General features: G+C 72.4%; 15 protein-coding genes and 1 pseudogene. 11 read left to right on the top strand and 5 right to left on the bottom strand.

Annotated features, from left to right (window positions below):
* Positions 1-10: 10 nt before the first annotated feature.
* The 8 genes and pseudogenes from ACFPLC_RS03250 (at position 11) to ACFPLC_RS03215 (ending at position 9,078) form a co-directional block, all read left to right on the top strand.
* A complete protein-coding gene (locus ACFPLC_RS03250) occupies positions 11-1,066 on the top strand; it encodes a rhamnogalacturonan acetylesterase (protein WP_378202109.1) in 1,056 nt (351 codons plus the stop codon).
* An 18-nt stretch (positions 1,067-1,084) separates the two neighbouring features.
* Entirely contained in the window at positions 1,085-2,893 is a 1,809-nt protein-coding gene (locus ACFPLC_RS03245; protein WP_378202106.1) for a rhamnogalacturonan lyase, read from the top strand.
* Between the two features lie 5 nt (positions 2,894-2,898).
* Positions 2,899-5,076, top strand: coding sequence for a glycoside hydrolase family 2 TIM barrel-domain containing protein (locus ACFPLC_RS03240; RefSeq protein ID WP_378202103.1), 2,178 nt, complete (start codon positions 2,899-2,901; stop codon positions 5,074-5,076).
* 15 nt (positions 5,077-5,091) lie between these two features.
* Positions 5,092-6,395 (top strand): annotated as a pseudogene (locus tag ACFPLC_RS03235) (right-handed parallel beta-helix repeat-containing protein).
* Between the two features lie 61 nt (positions 6,396-6,456).
* Complete coding sequence (locus ACFPLC_RS03230; protein ID WP_378202097.1) at positions 6,457-6,858, top strand: hypothetical protein; 402 nt, start codon at positions 6,457-6,459, stop codon at positions 6,856-6,858.
* A 37-nt stretch (positions 6,859-6,895) separates the two neighbouring features.
* A complete protein-coding gene (locus ACFPLC_RS03225) occupies positions 6,896-7,291 on the top strand; it encodes a VOC family protein (RefSeq protein WP_378202094.1) in 396 nt (131 codons plus the stop codon).
* Positions 7,292-7,300: 9 nt separating this feature from the next.
* Positions 7,301-8,149 carry an MEDS domain-containing protein gene (locus tag ACFPLC_RS03220; RefSeq protein WP_378202092.1) on the top strand — a complete coding sequence of 283 codons (849 nt, stop codon included), beginning with the start codon at positions 7,301-7,303 and terminating at the stop codon, positions 8,147-8,149.
* Positions 8,146-9,078 carry an anti-sigma factor RsbA family regulatory protein gene (locus ACFPLC_RS03215; RefSeq protein ID WP_378202089.1) on the top strand — a complete coding sequence of 311 codons (933 nt, stop codon included), beginning with the start codon at positions 8,146-8,148 and terminating at the stop codon, positions 9,076-9,078. Before ACFPLC_RS03220 ends, ACFPLC_RS03215 begins: the two co-directional genes overlap by 4 nt.
* Before the next feature lie 140 nt (positions 9,079-9,218).
* On the opposite strand, the gene ACFPLC_RS03210 is transcribed toward ACFPLC_RS03215, so the two are convergent.
* Complete coding sequence (locus ACFPLC_RS03210; RefSeq protein ID WP_378202087.1) at positions 9,219-10,160, bottom strand: lysyl oxidase family protein; 942 nt, start codon at positions 10,158-10,160, stop codon at positions 9,219-9,221.
* 162 nt (positions 10,161-10,322) lie between these two features.
* Here ACFPLC_RS03210 and wecB point away from each other — a divergent pair, with 162 nt between their 5' ends.
* Positions 10,323-11,489, top strand: a complete 1,167-nt coding sequence (wecB, locus tag ACFPLC_RS03205; RefSeq protein ID WP_378202084.1) for a non-hydrolyzing UDP-N-acetylglucosamine 2-epimerase — start codon at positions 10,323-10,325, stop codon at positions 11,487-11,489.
* Here wecB and ACFPLC_RS03200 read toward each other — a convergent pair.
* Both ACFPLC_RS03200 and ACFPLC_RS03195 read right to left on the bottom strand, forming a co-directional pair.
* Entirely contained in the window at positions 11,462-12,769 is a 1,308-nt protein-coding gene (locus tag ACFPLC_RS03200; RefSeq protein ID WP_378202082.1) for an NAD(P)/FAD-dependent oxidoreductase, read from the bottom strand. The two genes, wecB and ACFPLC_RS03200, sit on opposite strands and share 28 nt — an antisense overlap.
* A 4-nt stretch (positions 12,770-12,773) precedes the next feature.
* On the bottom strand, positions 12,774-13,619 hold the full coding sequence (locus tag ACFPLC_RS03195) for a glycosyltransferase (RefSeq protein WP_378202079.1): 846 nt from the start codon (positions 13,617-13,619) through the stop codon (positions 12,774-12,776).
* Between the two features lie 315 nt (positions 13,620-13,934).
* Between ACFPLC_RS03195 and ACFPLC_RS03190 the strand changes: the two genes are divergently transcribed.
* Positions 13,935-15,365: an exopolysaccharide biosynthesis polyprenyl glycosylphosphotransferase gene (locus ACFPLC_RS03190; protein ID WP_378202076.1), complete on the top strand. Its 1,431-nt coding sequence runs from the start codon at positions 13,935-13,937 to the stop codon at positions 15,363-15,365.
* The gene (locus ACFPLC_RS03185) at positions 15,347-16,732 is read left to right on the top strand and encodes a putative glycoside hydrolase family 15 protein (protein ID WP_378202073.1); all 1,386 of its coding nucleotides are present in this window, start codon (positions 15,347-15,349) and stop codon (positions 16,730-16,732) included. The genes ACFPLC_RS03190 and ACFPLC_RS03185 overlap by 19 nt, the downstream gene beginning before the upstream one ends.
* A gap of 157 nt (positions 16,733-16,889) precedes the next feature.
* On the opposite strand, the gene ACFPLC_RS03180 is transcribed toward ACFPLC_RS03185, so the two are convergent.
* Both ACFPLC_RS03180 and ACFPLC_RS03175 read right to left on the bottom strand, forming a co-directional pair.
* A complete protein-coding gene (locus ACFPLC_RS03180; RefSeq protein ID WP_378202070.1) occupies positions 16,890-18,020 on the bottom strand; it encodes a glycosyltransferase family 4 protein in 1,131 nt (376 codons plus the stop codon).
* A complete protein-coding gene (locus tag ACFPLC_RS03175) occupies positions 18,017-19,126 on the bottom strand; it encodes a glycosyltransferase (RefSeq protein WP_378202067.1) in 1,110 nt (369 codons plus the stop codon). The genes ACFPLC_RS03180 and ACFPLC_RS03175 overlap by 4 nt, the downstream gene beginning before the upstream one ends.
* Positions 19,127-19,251: the final 125 nt, after the last annotated feature.

Genomic DNA, 19,251 nt, shown 5'->3' with positions numbered 1-19,251 from the left:
AGGAGTCCTCATGTCCCTCAGGCAGCGAGCGGTCATCCTCGCCGGCCTGGCCGCGGCCACCCTGGTTCCCGCCCCGGTGGTGGCCGCGGCCGCTGAGAAAGCGCTTCCCGCACCGTGCTCGGGCACCGCGCCGATCAAGTGCCACTTCGCCGTCGGCCCCGGAAACTACGACGTCACGGTGGGAATCGGCAGCACGACAAAGGCGGCCGTCACGTCGATGTCGGTGGAGGCCCGGCGGCAGGTCCTGACCGCCGTCTCGACGAGCGCGGGCCAGGTCGTTCCCACGACCGTCACGGTGAACGTCCGCGACCCCGAGGGCCAGCCCACCGGGCAGGGCGGCACGGGCACCGCGGGCCTGGACATCACCTTCGGCGGCAGCGCGCCCGCGATCGGCTCGCTGACCGTGACGGCCGCCCAGGCCCCGCTCGTGACCTACCTGGCCGGCGACTCGACCGTCTGCGACCAGCCGGTGGCGCCCTACACCGGCTGGGGCCAGCTGCTGCCCACCGCGGTCCGCGACGGTGCCGTGATCGCCAACTACGGGGACTCGGGGGAGAGCTCGGGCAGTTTCCTGTCGAACGGCAAGCTGTTCCCCACGCTGAAGCCGCTGATCAAGAGCAAGGACCTGGTGCTCGTCCAGTTCGGGCACAACGACAAGCAGACGTCGGCGATGGCGTTCCGCGACAACCTCACCAAACTGGTCAACGGCGTGCGCGAGCGCGGCGGCCTCCCGGTGCTGGTGACCCCGCCGGTGCGGCGGCAGTTCAGCGGCACCCGGCTGACCCCGACCGCGCTGCACGTCAACGGCGTCGGCGTGGACCTCCCCGCGGTGATCCGGGCGCTCGGCAAGAGCGCGAGCGTGCCGGTGATCGACCTGACGGCCAAGAGCAAGGCGCTGGTCGAATCCCTCGGCCCGTCGGCCTCCCAGAAGATCTACCTGACCCAGGCCGCCGAAGGCGTCACCGACAACACGCACTTCTCGGTCTACGGCGCGACGCAGCTGGCGAACCTCGTCGTGCAAGGCATTCGTGAGCTCGACCTCTCCCTCGGCGCCTACCTGCGCTGAACCAGGAACGGAGCAACCATGCGCAACGTCAGTAGGTGGCTCGCCGCGGCAGTGATCGCGGCCGGCCTGGTGCCCGCCCCGGCCGCCGGCGCCGCCGCCGCGCCGCAGATCGACCGGCTGAACCGCGGGGTGGTCAGCGTCCACACCGCCCAGGGCAACACCGTCGGCTGGCGCCTGCTCGCCGACGACCCGGCCGGGGTGGCGTTCAACGTCTACCGCGACGGCACCAAGGTGACCGCGACGCCGGTCACCGGTCCGACGAGCTTCGTGGACACCGGGGCGCCCGCGGGGGCGCGGTACACCGTGCGGGCGGTGGCCGGCGGGGTCGAGCGGATGTCGGCCTTCGCCGCGGAGGACTCGCTGACCTTGACCAGCGGGGCCGCCGCGAGCACCCGGGACGTCCCGATCCAGCCGCCGCCCGGTGGCACGACACCGTCCGGGGAGAGCTACGCCTACACCGCGAACGACGCCAGTGCCGGGGACCTGGACGGCGACGGCCAGTACGAGCTCGTGCTGAAGTGGGACCCGACCAACTCGAAGGACAACTCGCAGTCCGGCTACACCGGCAACGTCTACGTCGACGCCTACCGGCTCGACGGCACCCGCCTGTGGCGGATCGACCTCGGGCGCAACATCCGCGCCGGCGCGCACTACACGCAGTTCCAGGTCTTCGACTACGACGGCGACGGCAAGGCCGAGGTCGCGATGAAGACCGCGGACGGCACCCGGTCGGGCACCGGCCAGGTCATCGGCAGCGCGAGCGCCGACTACCGCAACTCCAGCGGGTACGTCCTGTCCGGCCCGGAGTTCCTGACGATGTTCAACGGCCAGACCGGTGCCGCGATGGCCACCGTGAACTACGACCCGCCGCGCGGCACGGTGTCCTCGTGGGGCGACAGCTACGGCAACCGGGTCGACCGGTTCCTGGCCGGCACCGCCTACCTGGACGGCGCCCGCCCGAGCCTGATCATGAGCCGCGGCTACTACACCCGGACCGTGATCGCGGCCTGGGACTTCCGGAACGGCACGCTGACCGAGCGGTGGAAGTTCGACTCGGACTCGGCCGGCTCGCAGTACGCCGGGCAGGGCGACCACCAGCTGGCCATCGCGGACGCCGACGGCGACGGCCGCGACGAGATCGTCTTCGGGGCGATGGCCATCGACGACAACGGCCGTCCGCTGTGGAACACCCGCAACGGCCACGGCGACGCCATGCACGTCGGCGACCTGATCCCTTCGCGGCCCGGTCTGGAAGAGTTCAAGGTGGACGAGGACAAGTCCAAGCCGGCCGCCTGGATGGCCGACGCCAAGACCGGCCAGATCATCTGGCAGAACGCCTCCTGCAACTGCGACAACGGCCGCGGTGTCTCGGACGACATCTACGCTGGCAGCCCCGGCGCCGAGTCGTGGTCGTCCGCGGTGTCCGGGCTGCTGAACACAAGCGGCCAGAACATCGGGCGCAAGCCGTCGTCGACGAACTTCGTCATCTGGTGGGACGGCGACGCCCAGCGCGAGCTGCTGGACGGCACGCACATCGACAAGTACGGCACCGGAGGCGACACCCGGCTGCTGACCGGGTCCGGCGTCCACGCGAACAACGGCACGAAGAGCACGCCGTCGCTGCAGGCCGACCTGTTCGGCGACTGGCGCGAGGAGGTCGTGTGGCCGACGTCGGACGACCGCGCGCTGCGGATCTACTCGACCACGGACGCGACGAGCATCTCGCACGTGTCGCTGATGCAGGACCGCCAGTACCGCGAGGCCGTGGCCTGGCAGAACACGGCCTACAACCAGCCGCCGCACCCCAGTTTCGCGTTGGCCCGGTGATGGGGGTGCCGAGATACCGGAAAGCTCTCGTCGCGGTGCTGGCGCTCGTGCTCGTCCCGCTGACCGTGGTGTCCGGCACCGCCGCCGCGGCCGATCGGTACCGGACGGTCACGGACTTCGACGCCGGCTGGCTGTTCAACTACGGCGACGCCAGTGGTGCCGGTGGTGCGACGTACAACGACAGCGGCTGGCGCAAGCTGAGCGTGCCGCACGACTGGAGCATCGAGGGCAGGAACCCGCCGGCGAATCCTTTCTCGCAGTCGGCGCCGAGCACCGGCCGTGGCGGGTACCTGCCCTCGGGCATCGGCTGGTACCGCAAGCACTTCTCGCTCGCCGGGGTGCCCGCGGGCCGCCGGGTGTCGCTGGAGTTCGACGGCGTGATGGCCAACGCGAGCGTGTACGTCAACGGCTCGCTCATCGGCACTCACCCCTACGGGTACACCAGCTTCCGCTACGACATCACGGCGGCGGCGAAGCTCGGCGGCGACAACGTGGTCGCGGTCAAGACCGACACGACGTCGCAGCCGGCGTCGCGGTACTACACCGGCGCCGGGATCTACCGCGAGGTGCGGCTGATCACGACCGATCCGATCCACATCGGACAGTGGGCCACCCGCGTCACCACGCCCGGCAACACCGCCGTGCACGCGGAGACCACAGTGGTCAACGAGAGCGGCGCGGCGGCGAGCGTCAGCGTCCAGGGCGTCCTCAGCGACCCGGGCGGGGCCGCCCTGCCCGCGGTGACGACGGCGGCCAAGACCATCGCCGCGGGCGCGTCGGCCACCTTCGCCTACGACGTGCCGGTGAGCAACCCGAAGCTGTGGGACCTGACCAGCCCGAACCTGTACTCGCTGGCCACGAACGTCCTCGTGGGCGGGACGGTGGTGGACGACGAGGTCACGTCCGTGGGCATCCAGACCTTGACGTTCAGCGCCTCGACCGGCATGAGCCTCAACGGCAAGAGCGTGAAGTTCCAGGGGGTCGCGCTGCACCAGGACCTGCACGGGCTGGGGATGGCCGCGCCGCAGCGGGCGCTCCAGCGGCGGCTCGCGCAGCTGAAGGCGCTCGGGGTGAACGCCATCCGCACCGCGCACGACCCGCCGAGCCCGGCGTTCCTCGAGCTGACCGACCGGATGGGGTTCCTGGTCCTCGACGAGTTCTTCGACGTCTGGACCCAGCACAAGTACTCCGACGTCGGTGACTACGCGACCTACTTCAACCGGACGGCCGCCGCCCCCACCGGCACCCCGGCGGTACCCGGCGCGAGCGGCTCGGTGCCGTGGTACCAGGTCGACGCCACCAGCGTCGTCATGCGTGACCGCAACCACCCCAGCGTGGCGATGTGGAGCACCGGCAACGAGATCCGCGACCCGATCGCGACCCGGACGCCGCTGTTGACCCGGATGGTCGCGATCGCGCACAGCCTGGACCCGGGCCGTCCGGTCACCCAGGCCCTGTTCCGGCCGGCCGACAGCGGCGACGTCACCGGGGCCACCCGGACCATCGTCGACGTCTTCGGCGGCAACTACCGGCCGGACGAGGTGATCCAGGCCGCGAAGACGGCTCCGGCGCGCGCCGGGCTGTTCACCGAGATGGGCACCGACACCTCCGCATGGACGACGGTCCGGAACAACGCGATGGTGACCGGCCTGTTCCTCTGGACCGGTGCGGCGTACCTGGGGGAGGCCGACGGGTTGTGGCCACGCGCCGAGCCGGACTTTGGGCTGATGGACGGCGTCGGCACGGTCCGGCCGATCGGGTATTCGTGGCAGCGCACGTGGGGCGCCCCGACGACGTCACCCCCGCCGACCGGGACCACGGCCGATCGCGTGCTGCTCTCGCCCGACCACAGCACCGTGTCCACGGACGTCGACGACGTCTCCTACGTCAAGGCCACCGTGGCCGACTCCTCGGGCCGCGTGGTGACCGGTTCGTCCGCCCCGATCACGTTCAGCGTGAGCGGGCCGGGCGTGCTGGCGGCGGTCGACAGCGGCAGCCCGGTGCAGGAGACGTTCCGCGGCTCGGTGCGGAAGGCCTACCAGGGCGTCGCGTACGGCCTGGTGCGCGCGACCGGCGCGGGCACCATCACGGTGACCGCGAGTTCCGCCGGGCTGACGCTCGGCACGACCACGCTGACGGGGACGACGGCGCCGTTCGTGCCGTGTTCCGGCAGCTGCGACTGACTTCGGAGTGTGCCCATGAAACTCGCCGTCTCCCTCGTGGCGTTCGCGACCGCGGTGACCGTCGCCGCCACCCCGGCCCCGGCGGCCGCGAAGACCTATTACGTCGCTCCGTCGGGCAGTGACAGTGCCGCCGGGACGCAGGCCGCGCCGTGGGCGTCGGTCGCCCACGCCCAGGCCGTCGCGCAAGCCGGAGACACGGTCTACCTGCGCGGGGGCACCTACACCTACGCTCGCGCGAACAAGGCCTGCGCGAGCCAGACCGACCGGGTGGACGCGATCACGCTGAACAAGAGCGGCAGTGCCGGCAACCCGATCCGCTACTGGGCCTATCCCGGGAGACGCCGGTGTTCGACTTCTCCCGGGTGAGCGACGACTGCCGGATCAAGGGGTTCGACGTCACCGGGAACTACATCCACCTGAAGGGACTGGAAGTCAAGGGCGTCCCGCAGAACAACAACCTCAACCACGAGTCGTGGGGCATCTGGATCTCCGGCAGCGACAACACCTTCGAACAACTGAACCTGCACAACAACATGGGACCGGGGTTGTTCATCCAGGACGGCGGCGGCAACCTCGTCCTCGATTCCGATTCCCACGACAACTACGACCCGAAGACGTCCAACGGAGCCGGAGAGAGCGCCGACGGGTTCGGTGCGCACATCTCCGCCAACCACCCGGGCAACGTGTTCCGCGGCTGCCGGGCGTGGTGGAACTCCGACGACGGGTTCGACCTGATCAACGCGTTCTCGTCGGTGACGATCGAGAACTCGTGGGCGTGGCGCAACGGCTACCTGCCGCAGACGACCACGTCGTCGGGCAACGGGAACGGCTTCAAGATGGGTGGCTACGGCGGCAAGTACGTCGGCAACGGCGTCAAGCACTACATCCGCAGCTCGGTGGCGTTCAACAACAAGGCGGCGGGTTTCTACGCCAACCACCACACGCTGGCCAACGACTACTTCGGCAACACCAGCTACAACAACCACCCGGACTACAACATGCTCGGCATCACCTCGAGCGGCGCGGCCACCGGGCTGGGCAACCTGCGCAACAACATCGCCTACGGCGGAACCCTGACGTCGAACATGTCGGGCACGAGCGCGTCGTACAACTCGTGGAACCTGGGCGTGACGATGTCGGACACTCAGTTCCAGAGCGTGTCGACGGCGGGCTGGGACGCACGGCGCCAGGCCGACGGCAGCCTGCCGGTGCTGCCGAACCTGCGCCTGGCCTCGAACAGCTCGCTGATCGACAAGGGCACCGACATCGGCCTGCCCTACCGCGGGAAAGCACCGGACCTCGGCGCCTTCGAGTCCTGAGCCGGGCGGAGATCAACTAAGGTGGGTGGTGCCTGGGGGTAGGCGAGGACGAGGAGTGATCGTGTCCACTTTGACCGAATTGCCCCGGTGGACGATTCGGACCTCCGGTGACCAGGCCACCTTCACGCACGTGCCCGGGAGCCCCGCGCCCCGGGTGATGGGCGGGCGCGGGCTGGCCCTGCACGAGGAGGACCTGCCCGGCTTCGCCAAGGCGCTCGGCGAAGTGATGAAGCTGCCGACCTACTGGACCGCGCGGGCGCGGGCGGGCCGGCTGACCCTCGACGGCGAACCGGCCTGGTCGGAGCCCCGGCGCGGCCCGGCGGACGGCTTCGTCCACGTCGACGGCCCGTGCCACGGCTCGGGTGGCTCCTTCACCGTCGGCCTGGCCGACATCCGCGCCCTGCGCGTCCGGATCGCCGCCTACCTGCACCAGCGGGGGTTCGAAGCCCGGTCCGGCGGGTAGCCGGGAGGGAGCGCACCTGCGGGGACGGGGAGACGACATGGCCATCCGGCTGGGCAGCACCGTGATCAACTGCACCGACCTGGACACGATGACCCGCTTCTGGTCGGCGGCGCTGGACCTCGAGCCGGTGTCCGAGGACCGCGACTTCCGCCTGCTGCGCGGTCCGCACGTCAACCTGTCGCTGCAACGGTCCTCGACGCCGGTGTCGGCGCGCGACCAGATGCACCTGGACCTCTACGCCGACGACCAGCAGTATGAGGTCGACCGGCTCGTCGGCCTGGGCGCGCGGTTCGTGCGCCACGTCGACGACGACCCGGACGACGACTGGGTCGTCCTGGCCGACCCGGAGGACAACCTGTTCTGCGTCTGCGTGAAACCGGCGGCGATGGTCCGCGACCCCCGAGCGCGGGCGGGTGCCCGTGTCACGGCGTAGTCTCGGTCCGTGCCGATTCCGACCGAGCGGGGAAGCAGGCCGTTCGCGCCTGCCCGCGACCACGTGTGCCGGGGCTACCGGGGCCGCGGCGGCTTCGTGGCCCACGCGCAGGAGTTCCTGGCCGAGGGGCTGGCGGCCGGCGAGCGGGTGCTCTACGTCGCCCCGGGCGACGAGGCCGCGTTGACCGGGCAGCTGCGCGCGGACGAGCGCTGCGACGAAGGCCTGGAGCGCGGGGCGGTCCAGGTCGCTTCGGTGGACGAGGCCTACCCCACGGGAGCTGTCGTCGACCCGGCCGGCCAAGTCGAGCTCTACGCCGCGGCGACGTCCGAAGCGCTGGCGGCCGGGTTCACCGGGTTGCGGGTCGCGGCCGACGCGACGTCCCTGGTGCGCACGCCGGCCCAGGTGGACGCCTTCGCCCGCTACGAGCACCTGGTCGACCACTACATGGCCGGCCACCCGATGTCGGCGATGTGCGGCTACGACGTGGCCGAGCTCGGCGGCGGCGTCGTGGCGCAGCTCGCGTGCATGCACCCCACCGCCCACGAGGGCGGGGCCCCGTTCCACCTGCACGGTCACGCGCGCGGCGGCAGCGCCGCGGCCCTCGAAGGGGACCTGGACCTGGAGTCCCGTGAGCTGTGGCCGCTGGCGCTGGAGCGCGCCGGCCTCCGGGAGGAAGGCGGCACGATCGCCATCGACGCCGCCGGCTTGGACTTCGTCGACCACCGCAGCCTGGTCGCACTGGCCGCCTACGCCGAGCGGCACGCCACCACGGTGGTGCTGCGGACGAAGCTGTCCACGCCCGCCCGGCTCGTGGAGCTGCTGGACCTGCCGGGCATCCGCGTCGAGCAGGCCGCATGAGCACCCAGGGTTACGACCACGCGGCCGTCCACTACGGCGGCGACGAGGAACTGCTCGCCGTCGCCGTGCCGTTCCTCGAAGCCGGGCTGGCCGCCGGCGAGCCGACTGTGGTGTCGATGGCGCCGGAGCGCGCCGAGCTGGTGCGCGACGCCCTGTCGCCGTCGGCGCGGGTGGAGTACCTGTCCACCCGCGACCTGTACGCGCGGCCGGCGGCGGCGATCAAGTCCTACCGCGAGCTGCTGGCCGGGTTCGTGGCCGACGGCGCGGCCGGGATCCGCGTCTTCGGCGAGATCCCACCGGCCGTGATCGACACATCCTGGGATTGGTGGGCCCGCTACGAGTCGGCGGTCAACCACGCCTACGGAGAGTTCCCGCTGCGCAGCATGTGCGCCTACGACACGCGCACCACCCCGCGCCACGTCCTCGACGACGTCGCCAGAACGCACCCTTTCGTCGCCACACCCGGCGGCGGCCACCACACGAACACCGGCTACGTCGACCCGCTGTCGTTCCTGGCCGACCCCCGGCCGATGACGCCACTCCCGATCGAGAGCACCGCCCCGCGAGCCGAGCTCGCCAACCCGCGGCCCGCGGACGCCCGCCGCGCGGTGCTGGCCACGGCGCCGCTGGACCTGCCCGCGGACGAGGTGGACGACCTCGTGCTGGCGGTGAGCGAGATCGTGGACAACGCGCTACGCCACGGCCGGCCACCGGTCCGGGTGCGAATCTGGGCCGGCGCCGGACAGATGGTGGTTTCGGTGCACGACGCCGGTACCGGGCCGGCGGACCCGTTCGCCGGGCTGCTACCCGCGGACCGCAGCATCGGCGGCCGGGGGTTGTGGATCGCGCACCAGATCTGCAGCCAGGTGACGCTGCACCGCGACGAGACCGGTTTCACGGCTCGCCTCGCGGCGGGCCAACCCTGGTAACCGACCCCGCAACCCGGCCAGCGATGTGACCGCAAACCGGCGCCCGGCAACGAAAGCCGACCAACGACGTCACCAGACCTCCCCCGCCCAGCCGCGGAAGAGCCCTTAAAGCCGCGGCAGAGCAACCCCGGCGCCAAACCTCAGGCACACCGCGGCTGCCCCGGACAACTCCGCAGCAGCTTCACAACCGGCGCGCCCGAGATACTCCCATCCGCCCCCGGCATCCCCTGCGGCCAAGAAACCGACAACGCAACAGCCGACGAATTGTTCCGGTAGTCGGTCTCCAGCAACGTCCGGTCCGCATTCACCGTGTTCACCAGGTCATAGGTCCCCGCCGGCACCTGGGTGATGTCCAGCCACTGAAAGTCCACATTGTACTTGTAGTCATCACCCGAGCCGACGGAAATCCCTTCGAGCACCTCCAGCGCCGTAGGCTCGTGGTGCCGGCACATGTTGCCCCGCAACGTTTCGGCGAGATCGGCGTCCGGCCCCGCGCCGCCCGGGACGTTGCCCAGCCTCCCGGCGTCGTACACCCGGAACCGGTCGCCAAGGCAGAAACCGTTCTTGCGGTCGGTGACCACCGTCTCGCCCCGCTGGGAGACCAGCGCGAAGTGCTCGAAGTTCATCAGGTGCCAGTGCTGGTGGGCCAGCGCCGGCTCGTAGTACGTGAAGGCCCCGGTGGCGCGCTGCGCCGCCGCGTAGCTGCCCGGGATCGAGCCGTCCGTGCCGTTGCGCAGCGCCTGCCGGACCGTCATGGTTTCCTGCTTCGTGCTGTCGCGGCGGCCGTACAGCAGCAGCGGCCCGTCGCCGACGTTCTCCTCCGCGCTGGTGAACCGCAGGCGGACGGCCTTCGCCACCGACGGCGCGACGCAGCGGCCGTTGGGGGCGGACGGCTCGATCACCGGGCACACGTCCCAGGCGGTGCACAGCGCGAGTTCGCCGGAACTGCCGCCGGCGCACCCCGGCGGGGCCTGGCGGAGGTCGGGGAGCAGCAGGTTCGGCGCCGCGTCGGCGTGGGGAGCGGAGGCGGAAACGGTGGCCGCGAGCGCCGCGAGCGCCAGTACCGCGAATTTCTTCAGCAAGAGCGGGGCCGTCCTGTCCGGTATTCCGATCGCGCTCAGTCTAGGGTTCGGCAATTCCCCGATGCGACACCGCGTCGTCACACGATGGACTGAGTCGCCACCGGTTTCGTGGTTCCGGTGAGTAGCGTGCGGCGAACTCACCGCCCGAAAGGACCGCACCGCATGTCGACGACCACCGCAGATTTCCGTGCCGCCCGTCCGACGGCGGTGGGGCTCGCCGGAACCGGCGGGATCACGCTGGTCTGCGGCACCCGGCCGGAGCTGATCAAGCTCGCCCCGCTGATGCGGGCCTTCGGCGACGGGTGCGCCGTCGTCTACACGGGACAGCACTACGACCGGTCGCTGTACGCCCGCATCCGCGCGGACCTGCCGCCGTCCGCGGCGTTCCACGAACTCGGCGTGGGCGCCGGGCGCCGCGGCGGGCAGCTCGGCCGGACGGTCAGCGCGGTCGACGAGGTACTGGCGGACCGGCCCGGCCGGGCGGTGGTCGTCCAGGGCGACACGACGTCCGCCCTCGCCGGTGCGCTCGCCGCCAACGCGCACGACCTCCCGCTGGTGCACGTCGAAGCCGGGCTGCGCAGCCACGACCGGGCGATGCCGGAGGAGCACAACCGCGTGCTGATCGACCACCTCGCCGACCTGTGCTGCGCGCCGACCGAGCTCAACCGCACCAACTTGCTGGCGGAAAACGTGCCGGACGAACGGATCGCCGTCACCGGCAACACCGTCGTCGAAGCACTGCAGGCCGCGCTCCCGGCCACCGAGGACCGGCGGGCCGTGCTGGCGGCCCGCGCGCTGGAGCGGGACCGGTTCGTGCTGGCCACCATCCACCGCCCGGAGAACGTCGACGACGCCGGGCGGCTGGCGGTGATCCTGCGCGAGCTCGGCCGGCTGCCGCTGCCGGTGGTGTTCCCGCTGCACCCGCGCACGGCCAAGAGCGTCGAGGCGTTCGGCCTGCGGCACCTGCTCGAGCCGCTCGTCGAGCTGGAACCCCAGGCCTACCCGGCGTTCCTCGCGCTGGCCGCCGAAGCCGCGGTGCTCGTGTCGGACTCCGGGGGCATCCAGGAGGAAGCGAGTGTCCTCAAGCGACCCGTGGTCGTCGTGCGGCGCAGCACCGAGCGGCCCGAGATCGCCGGGACGTTCGGGACGCGGGTGCTGCCGGGCCCGGCGATCGGCGCGGAGGTCGCCCGGTGGCTCGACGACGTGGCCGGCCACCGGGACCGCCTCCGCCACCTCCCGTCACCGTACGGCGACGGGTCCGCCTCGGCCCGGATCGTGACGGCCCTGAACGCCCTGCTGGCTCAGCGGGCCGGCGTGACCGCGGGCTGATCCGCCAGTAGCGCGACGACGTCGTTCGCCAGCCGGACGCTCGAGTTCCAGCTCGTCACGTCCGGGTAGACGTGGGCGGTGGTGGCCAGCAGGAGGCCGGTGCCGTCCACGGTCACCGGCGGCCGCGCAGCCAGGTAGCCGAGCGGGTACACCGGTTCCACGAACGGCGCCTTGAACACCCGCACGTCCTCGATGTCGCCGTCGGCGAGCGCGGGGTACAGGCCGCGCAGCTGCACCGACCAGCGCGCCGCGATCGCGGCGTCGTCGTCGAGGTACAGCTGCGAGTCGCGGTCGGTGTAGTGCATGACGTAGACGAGGTGCCGTCCGCCGGTGGTGCCGGCGAGCGCGGACATCGAGACGACCCCGTCGAACTCGGTGCCCGAGTGCAGCACCGGCGTCCAGTAGTGCTCGGTGACCGGCTGCCGGAGGAAGAACACGCCGGTGACCACACCCTGGTAGGGCAGGTCGGTGTCGGGCAGCCGGGTGGCGAGCGCGTCGTCGGCGATGCGCCGCAGCAGCGGCAGCGGCACGGTGGAGACGACGTGGTCGGCGTCGAGGACCTCGCCGCCGGTCAGGGTGAGCACCGAGCGGCCGCCGGTGCTGTGCAGCCGCCGGACCGGGGTTTCCGTGCGCACGGTGCCACCGGCCCGCTCGATCGACGCCCGCAGCGCGTCGATGATCGTCTTGTAGCCGCCGTCCGGGTAGCCGCGGGTGGCGACGTTGCGCTCGCGGCCCAGCCGCTGCCACAGGTACAGCGCGGGAACGTCCCCGAAGGACGGCCCGAACTTCGAGCCGAACATCGGCGCGAAGAGCTGTTCCCAGACGACGTCGCCGTAGAGCCGGCGCAGCCAGTCCTCGGTGCGGAGGGTGTCGAGGTCGCGCCCCTGCCCCAGCCGGCGCAGCAGCAGCGAAACCACGCCGAAGCGCACGCGATCGTGCAGCCGCAGCGGAGAGAACCGGAGCAGGTCGAGTGCGGAGTTGAAGCCGTGGTGGCGGCCGTCGACGACCATGCCCATCGTCGTTTCCCGCCACTGCACCGCATCACGCAGGCCCAGCTCGCCCAGCAGCGCCAGCAGGCTCACGTCGGAGGGCATGATGCAGTGGTAGAAGCGCTCGACCCACTGGTCTTCGTGGGCGAAGAAGGTGCCGAGGCCGCCGAGCTGGTCGCTGCTTTCGAGCAAGGTCACGCGCGTGCCGCGGCGGGCGAGGCGGTGGGCGGTGGCGAGGCCGCAGATGCCGCCGCCGATCACGGCGACGTGCGGGGAGTCGGGGTGGGTCACCGGGTCACAGCTTCCGGTAGGGCGCCGGGCTCAGCCGGTCGCGGGCGAGCAGTTTCAGGTATTGCACGACGGTCCGCCGCAGCTTCAGCTTGCTGGGGCCCTGTTTGCGGTCGTACCGCAGGGCCAGCGGGACCTCGGTGATCACCGGGCGGCAGTGGCGCAGCTTGAGCAGCAGCTCCACCATGCAGGCGAAGCCCTGCTCCTCGATGAGCCGTTCGCCCCAGTGCGCGGAGGCGCGCGCCAGCAGCGACGCCCGGTAGGCGCGGTAGCCGCTGGTGAAGTCCCGGACGCCGTCGACGTCGAGGGCGCGGTGGAACAGCTGCGCGGCGCCGCGGGAGAGCAGCCGCCGCCCGAACGGGGCGGTCCGGTCGTCGCCGCCCGGGACGAACCGGGAGCAGATGGCGACGTCGGCGCCGGCGGTGATCTCCGCCTGCAGCGCGCGGATCAGCGCCGGGTCGTGCGTGTCGTCGGCGTCCATCACGACGACGATGTCGTCCGGGCCCGCGTCCTCCAGCGCCGCCCGGAGCCCGGACTGCACCGCGCGGCCGAGCCCGAGGTTCACCAGGTGCCGCACGACGCGGACGTCGAGCCCGCCGTAGCCGGACTCGGCCACGGCGACCGTGGCGTCGGCGGAACCGTCGTCGACGACCCAGACGGTGACCTGCTCGGTGCGGGCCACGTCGGCGAGCCGGTGCAGCAGCGGCGGCAGGGACGCTTCTTCGTTGAACGCGGGCAGCACGACGTGCGCCCGCCCGCCGGTCCGGCCCCCGGTGGGCTCCGGTCCGGTGCGGTCCGGTTCGGACAGTGCCGGTTCGGACAGTGTGGCCAGGGTGGTCTCTTCGTACGCCACGGTTCCCCTCGTCTCGGTCGTCCTCGTCGTTGCCCATCACCCGTCCGGAATCGGGTTTGGTGGGGCCGTCCAGTCCTATTCGGCTATGTTGTGTGGTTTCTTTAGTGGCCCCGGAACTCCCTCGGAAGGATGCGCGTCATCAGAACTACTTGGTGTTTCCTGAATTCACCGGATCGGGTCTGCTGCGCGCCCCGATCGAGTGCAATTCCCGGGGTTCTCGGAAAAATTCACTCGATCGTGCCGGTGGTGCCTCGAATGGCTGAGTCGTGAAGAAAGCGAGAATGGAATCCTCATGTCAAGTAGAGGTCGAGACCGGTGACTGAACTCAAAGACACGGTCGTCACCGAAGCGGTGCCGGCCCAGCGGCGCGTCCGGCCGGGCGACCGGCCGCGCGACGCCGTGCGCGGCCGCCCGCTGCTCGCCCGGGTCAACGCCGTGGCCGTGCTCCTCGTCGCCGTCGACGCCGCCGCCTGGCTGGCCGCCGTGCTGCGGACCGGGCCCGGCCCGGCGTGCGCGGTGGTGACCGCCGCGGCCCTCGCGGGGGCCCGGGTGGCCGGCCGCGTCCACCGCCGCCGCCTCTGGCTGTCCTGGCTGCAGGACCTCCCGCGCTCGGTCACCGCCACCGCGCTGGCGTTCGCGCTCGTCACCGGGTTCGGCCTGGTGGCCGGGATGGACGGCGACGACACGGCCCGGATGCAGGAAGTCGTGCTGTGCTTCGCCGTGCTCAGCGAGGCCGTCCGGCCGGCCGTCTTCGCGTTCGGCCGGTGGGGGCGGCGCCGGCTGCGGCGCTGCGACCGGGCCGTCGTCGTGGGCTCCGGCCGGATCGGCGGCGAACTCGTGCGCACCATGCTGGAGCACCCCGAGTTCGGCCTGCTGCCGGTCGGCGTCGCGGCGTCCGGCCCGGAGCCGGTGCCGCCGGGCCTGCCGGTGGAGCGGATCGACGGCGACCTCATCGGCGCCATCGCCCGGCTGCGCGCGGGCACGGTGATCCTCGCTCCGGCCGACGACCGCGACGGCGCGATCGTCGACGCCGCCATCACCGCCCACCGCCTCGGGTGCGTCACCCTGGTGCTGCCGCACCTGTTCGAGCTCTGCCCGGACGGGCCGGGGGTCGACCGGCTCCGCAGCTACCCGCTGGTGTGGCTGGGCGGCGCGCCGACCCGGCGGCCGAGCTGGTGGGTCAAGCGGGCGGTCGAGACGGCGCTGGCCGCGGCCGCGCTCGTCGTCCTCGCGCCGGTCATCGCGGTCTGCGCGCTCGCGGTCGCCGTGGAGAGCGGCTTCCCGGTCTTCTTCCGGCAGGTACGGGTCGGGATGGACGGCGGCACGTTCGTGCTGTTCAAGCTGCGCAGCGTGCGCCAGGCCGCCGTCGACGATTCGCAGACGCGCTGGTCGGTCGTGGGCGACCGCCGGGTCGGCCCGGTCGGCCGCTTCCTACGGCGGTCCTCTTTGGACGAGCTGCCGCAGCTGTGGAACGTCGTGCGCGGGGACATGTCCCTGGTCGGCCCGCGGCCGGAGCGGCCGGTGTTCGTGCACGAGTTCTCCGCCGTCCACGACCTGTACTGGGCCCGGCACCGGGTGCCGACCGGGCTGACCGGGCTGGCCCAGGTGCACGGCCTGCGGGGCGACACCTCGATCGCGGACCGGGCGCGCTACGACAACTACTACATCGCGAACTGGTCGCTGTGGCTCGACGTCAAGATCATCATCCTCACGGTGGGAGAGCTGCTGTGCCGAAGGCAACGCTGATGCGACGGCACCCGATGGCGTGCTGGACAGCCGCGGTCGTGCTGCTGGCCGGCGGCCTGGCCGGCTGCGTCGCCAGCTCGGCGCAGGACCTCTCGGCGCCGCCGCCGAAGCCGCTCGCCCCCTGCGCGTGGTGGTACGGGATCGGCAAGCCGCCGACGTCCCAGGAGATCGAGCAGGCGGCCAAGCGCTACCAGGTCGTCGTGCTCAACGCCGACCAGGCCGCGGCCATGCGCCGGCTGCACCAGCTCAACCCGCGGGTGAAGGTGCTGGTGTACAAGGACCTGTCGAGCACGCGCAACTACCCGGGCGCGGTCGACGGCGGCCAGGACGCGGCCTTCCTGCCGAGCGGCATCGGCTACGTCGCCGCGCAGGACCACCACCCGGACTGGTTCGCGCTGGACGTCCAGGGCCGGCGGATCGAGTGGCAGGGCTACCCGCGGCACTGGCAGATGACGGTGTGGAACCCGGACTACCAGCAGGCCTGGACCGACGCCGTCGTCACGGAAGTGAAACGCGAGGGCTGGGACGGCGTGCTCGCGGACAACGACTTCAACTCGCTGCGCCACTATTCGCCCGCGGTGCTCGCGGGCACGGCCAACGTCACGGAGACCGACCGCAAGCTCCGTGACGGCCTGGACGGTTTCCTGGCCAAGGCCGGCGACGCCCTCACGAACGCGGACAAGCTGCTGGTGCCCAACGTGTCCGAGACGCACCTGGTGCCGGGCCGCTGGACCGCGCACTCCCGCTTCGGCGGCGCGATGGAGGAGAACTTCGGGTTCCGCGAGAACGGCGGCACGGGCGGCCTGCTGACCTTCCGCGGCAACGAGTTCCAGGAGCTGCGGGCGCAGGCCGCCCTCGGCGAGTCCCTGCTGTTGCTGGTCACGCGGACGCACAACGCGCGCGAGGAGCGGTCCGGGTACGCGAGCGCGGCCCTGCTCGCGGGACCCCGCACGTGCTGGACCCGCGCGACGACCGACGACTACCGCAACCCGGAGTGGTCGGCGCTGCAGGACTCCGGGCTGGGCGAGGCGGTCGACGCGGCGAGCCGGCTGCCCAACGGCGTCTGGACCCGGACGTTCACCCACGGCTGGGTGGCGGTCAACCCGACGGCGTCCACCCAGACGGTGGTGCCCCCGGAAGGCCTGGTCGCCCCCGGCGCCCCCCGCCCCACCCCGACCCCCACCCGCACTTCGTCCCCCACCTCGACCTCGGCTTCGCCCACCACGACCACAACCCCGGCCCTGCCCGCGCTCACCCTCGAGGCCGCGGACGCAACCGTCCTGGTCGACCCGCAGCAGCTCGCGAAACGCGGCGTCTGGCGAGTGATCCGCGACGAGCTCCGCATCGGCCGCCTCCGCGCCAGCTGACCGCCCGACGTGTGGCCCCGCCAATCACGCGAGATGCCCCTCCGAGCACGCGAGATGCCCCTGCGATCACGCGAGTTCCGGCTCTGATCACCGGCACCCCGTGATCAGAGGGGGATCACTCGTGATTGGAGGGGCATCAACCGTGATTGGAGGGGCATCACGGGTGGTTGGCGGGGCGGCACGATGGCGTCAGCTCGTCGTACAGGTCCAGGTGACGGCGGGCGCAGGCCTCCGGGTGGTAGCGGGCGCGGGCGCGTTCAGCGAGGAGACGGCCCAAGCGGGCCGGGTCCGGCTCCGCGAACAGGGCGCGTAGCCGGTCGGCGAGGGCCGGGACGTCACCCGGCGGGGCCAGGAACACCGGGCCGCCGGGGACGTCGAGCATGGCCGGGACGCCGCCGGTGGCCGTCGCCAGGACCGGCTTGCCCGCGGCCATCGCCTCGGCCACCACCAGGGGCTGCTGCTCCATTGTGGACGGCAGCACCAGCGCGTCGGCGGAAGCGAGCAGATCGGGGACGTCCGGCCGGAAGCCGAGGAACGCCACACGCCCCGCCAGCGGCGGCTGCCGGGCGACCCGCTCCGCCTCCGCGCGCTCCGGGCCGTCGCCGACCACCGTCAGCCGCGCGTCCGCCGGCAGCACGCCGGGAACGCTCAACGCGGCCAGCAGGTTCAGCACGCCCTTGCGCTCCACCAGCAGCCCGGCGAAGACGAGGTGCCGCACCGGCCCTCGCGGAGGGGACGGCGAGGCGGGGGAGACGCAGTTGTCCACGTGCACCAGCCGCCCGGCGGGCACCCGCAGGCGACGGCGCAGGAACGTCCCCATCGCCGACGCCGGCACGACCGTCCGGTCCAGGACGCGGGCGACGACGGCGTCCGCGGCCAGCACCGTCCGCGTGTACGCCGAGGGCCCGGCGGCCCCGCGCTCGCCTTGGAACCACGGTTCCGCGACGTCGTCGGGCACGCCGTGGTAGGTCTGGACCAACGCGGGCCGTGGGCCGCGGGCGAACCGCAACCCGGCGATCACCAGCCCGGCGCGCCGGTCCTGCGCGTGCACGACGTCGGGCCGCCACGCCCGCAGCGCCGCCCGGGCCCGGCCCGCCGCCGCGAGGTCCTCCTTGTCGGACACCGCGAGTTCCTCGTGCCGCCCGTCGAGCAGCGAGGCGTCCCGCGCGGGCACGGGACCGAAGACGCGGACGTCGTGACCGTCGGCGGCCAGCGTCGCGGCCAGCCGGACGGTGACGTCCACCGGGCCGCCGCGGTCCTGGGTGAGCAGATAGACGATGCGGGTCACGAGAGGCGCTCCGACGGGGTGAGTTTGTCGACGAGGGCGGCGATCTGGTCGGTCATCCGCCCCCGGTCGAAGGACAGTTCCACGCGGCGGCGGCCGAGTTCGCCTTCGCGCCGGGCGAGCCCGGGATCGGCGAGTCGCGCGGCGACGGCCTCGGCGAGCAGGTCGACGTCACCGGGCGGCACGACCGCGCCCGCGTCCGCGACGCTCTGCCGCATCCCGCCGACGTCGAACGCGACGACCGGCCGCGCGCACGCCATCGCTTCCAGCGGCACCAGCGCCATGCCTTCGGCGCGCGAGGGGAGCACGACGACGTCCGCGGCGGTGTACCAGGCCGCCGGGTCGTCGGTGTGCCCCGGCCAGCGCACGGACGCGTGCCCGGCGACCGGGTGCCGCTCGCGCCAGATCGGCCCCATCGGGCCGTCGCCGGCGAAGACGAGGTGCGCGTCCGGCAGTTGCCGCAGGACCGCGGGCCACGCCGACAGCAGCTGGTCCTGGCCCTTGAGCTCGGCCAGCCGGCCGAGGCAGACGGCGATCGGCGCGCGTGCGGGCAACCCGAGCCGCCGCCGCGCCGCCGTCCGGTCGCCGGGGACGAACCGGGTGGTGTCGACGCCGTTGCAGACGACCTCCGCCTCGGCGGTCACCCCGGCGGCCCGGCCGGCGGCGAGTTCGTCGTCGCTGACGCAGACGAGCAGGTCGGTCCACCGCGACGCGAAGCGCTCCCACGCGGCGGACGCGGTGCGCAGCGGCCCGCCGGCGGTCTCGAAGGACCAGAGGTGGGGCTGGAAGACGGTCGGGCGGCTGCCGCTGACGGCCAGCCGTCCGGCCAGACCGGCCTTGGAGCTGTGGAGGTGGACGACATCGGGGTCGAGGTCGTCCAGGAGCCGGCGCAGCCGCAGCGCTTCGGCGATCGAGCCGGGTCCGGGCGCGCGGCGGGCGGTCCAGCCACGGACTTCGAGGCCGAGTTCCCGGGCGCGGGCGGCGAGCCAGCCGGACGGCGGGCAGGCGATCGTGACGGACCACCCGCGATCCCGTTGCGCCACGGCGAGTTCCAGTACTACGACGGCGACACCCGCGGTCACGGGCTGGGAGACGTGGACGAGCTTCACCGGCGGCCTCCGGGGTCGGCTGGGGCGGTGGGGTGGGCGGGTTTCACCGGCGGCTTCCGCGGTGGGTTGGGGCGGAGGCGGTGGGTTGCGCGGGTTTCACCGGCGGCCTCGCGGCGGGTTCGGGG

Source organism: Amycolatopsis plumensis, assembly GCF_042652605.1.
In the GTDB taxonomy this organism is placed as follows: Bacteria; Actinomycetota; Actinomycetes; order Mycobacteriales; family Pseudonocardiaceae; genus Amycolatopsis; species Amycolatopsis plumensis.
This window is presented reverse-complemented; position numbering and strand designations above follow the sequence as displayed.

What these genes read in the sequence shown, in the direction of transcription:
- ACFPLC_RS03250 (WP_378202109.1), top strand. Translation starts at nt 11, where the DNA reads ATGTCCCTCAGGCAGCGAGCGGTCATCCTCGCCGGCCTGGCCGCGGCC.
- ACFPLC_RS03245 (WP_378202106.1), top strand. Translation starts at nt 1,085, where the DNA reads ATGCGCAACGTCAGTAGGTGGCTCGCCGCGGCAGTGATCGCGGCCGGC.
- ACFPLC_RS03225 (WP_378202094.1), top strand. Translation starts at nt 6,896, where the DNA reads ATGGCCATCCGGCTGGGCAGCACCGTGATCAACTGCACCGACCTGGAC.
- ACFPLC_RS03215 (WP_378202089.1), top strand. Translation starts at nt 8,146, where the DNA reads ATGAGCACCCAGGGTTACGACCACGCGGCCGTCCACTACGGCGGCGAC.
- wecB (WP_378202084.1), top strand. Translation starts at nt 10,323, where the DNA reads ATGTCGACGACCACCGCAGATTTCCGTGCCGCCCGTCCGACGGCGGTG.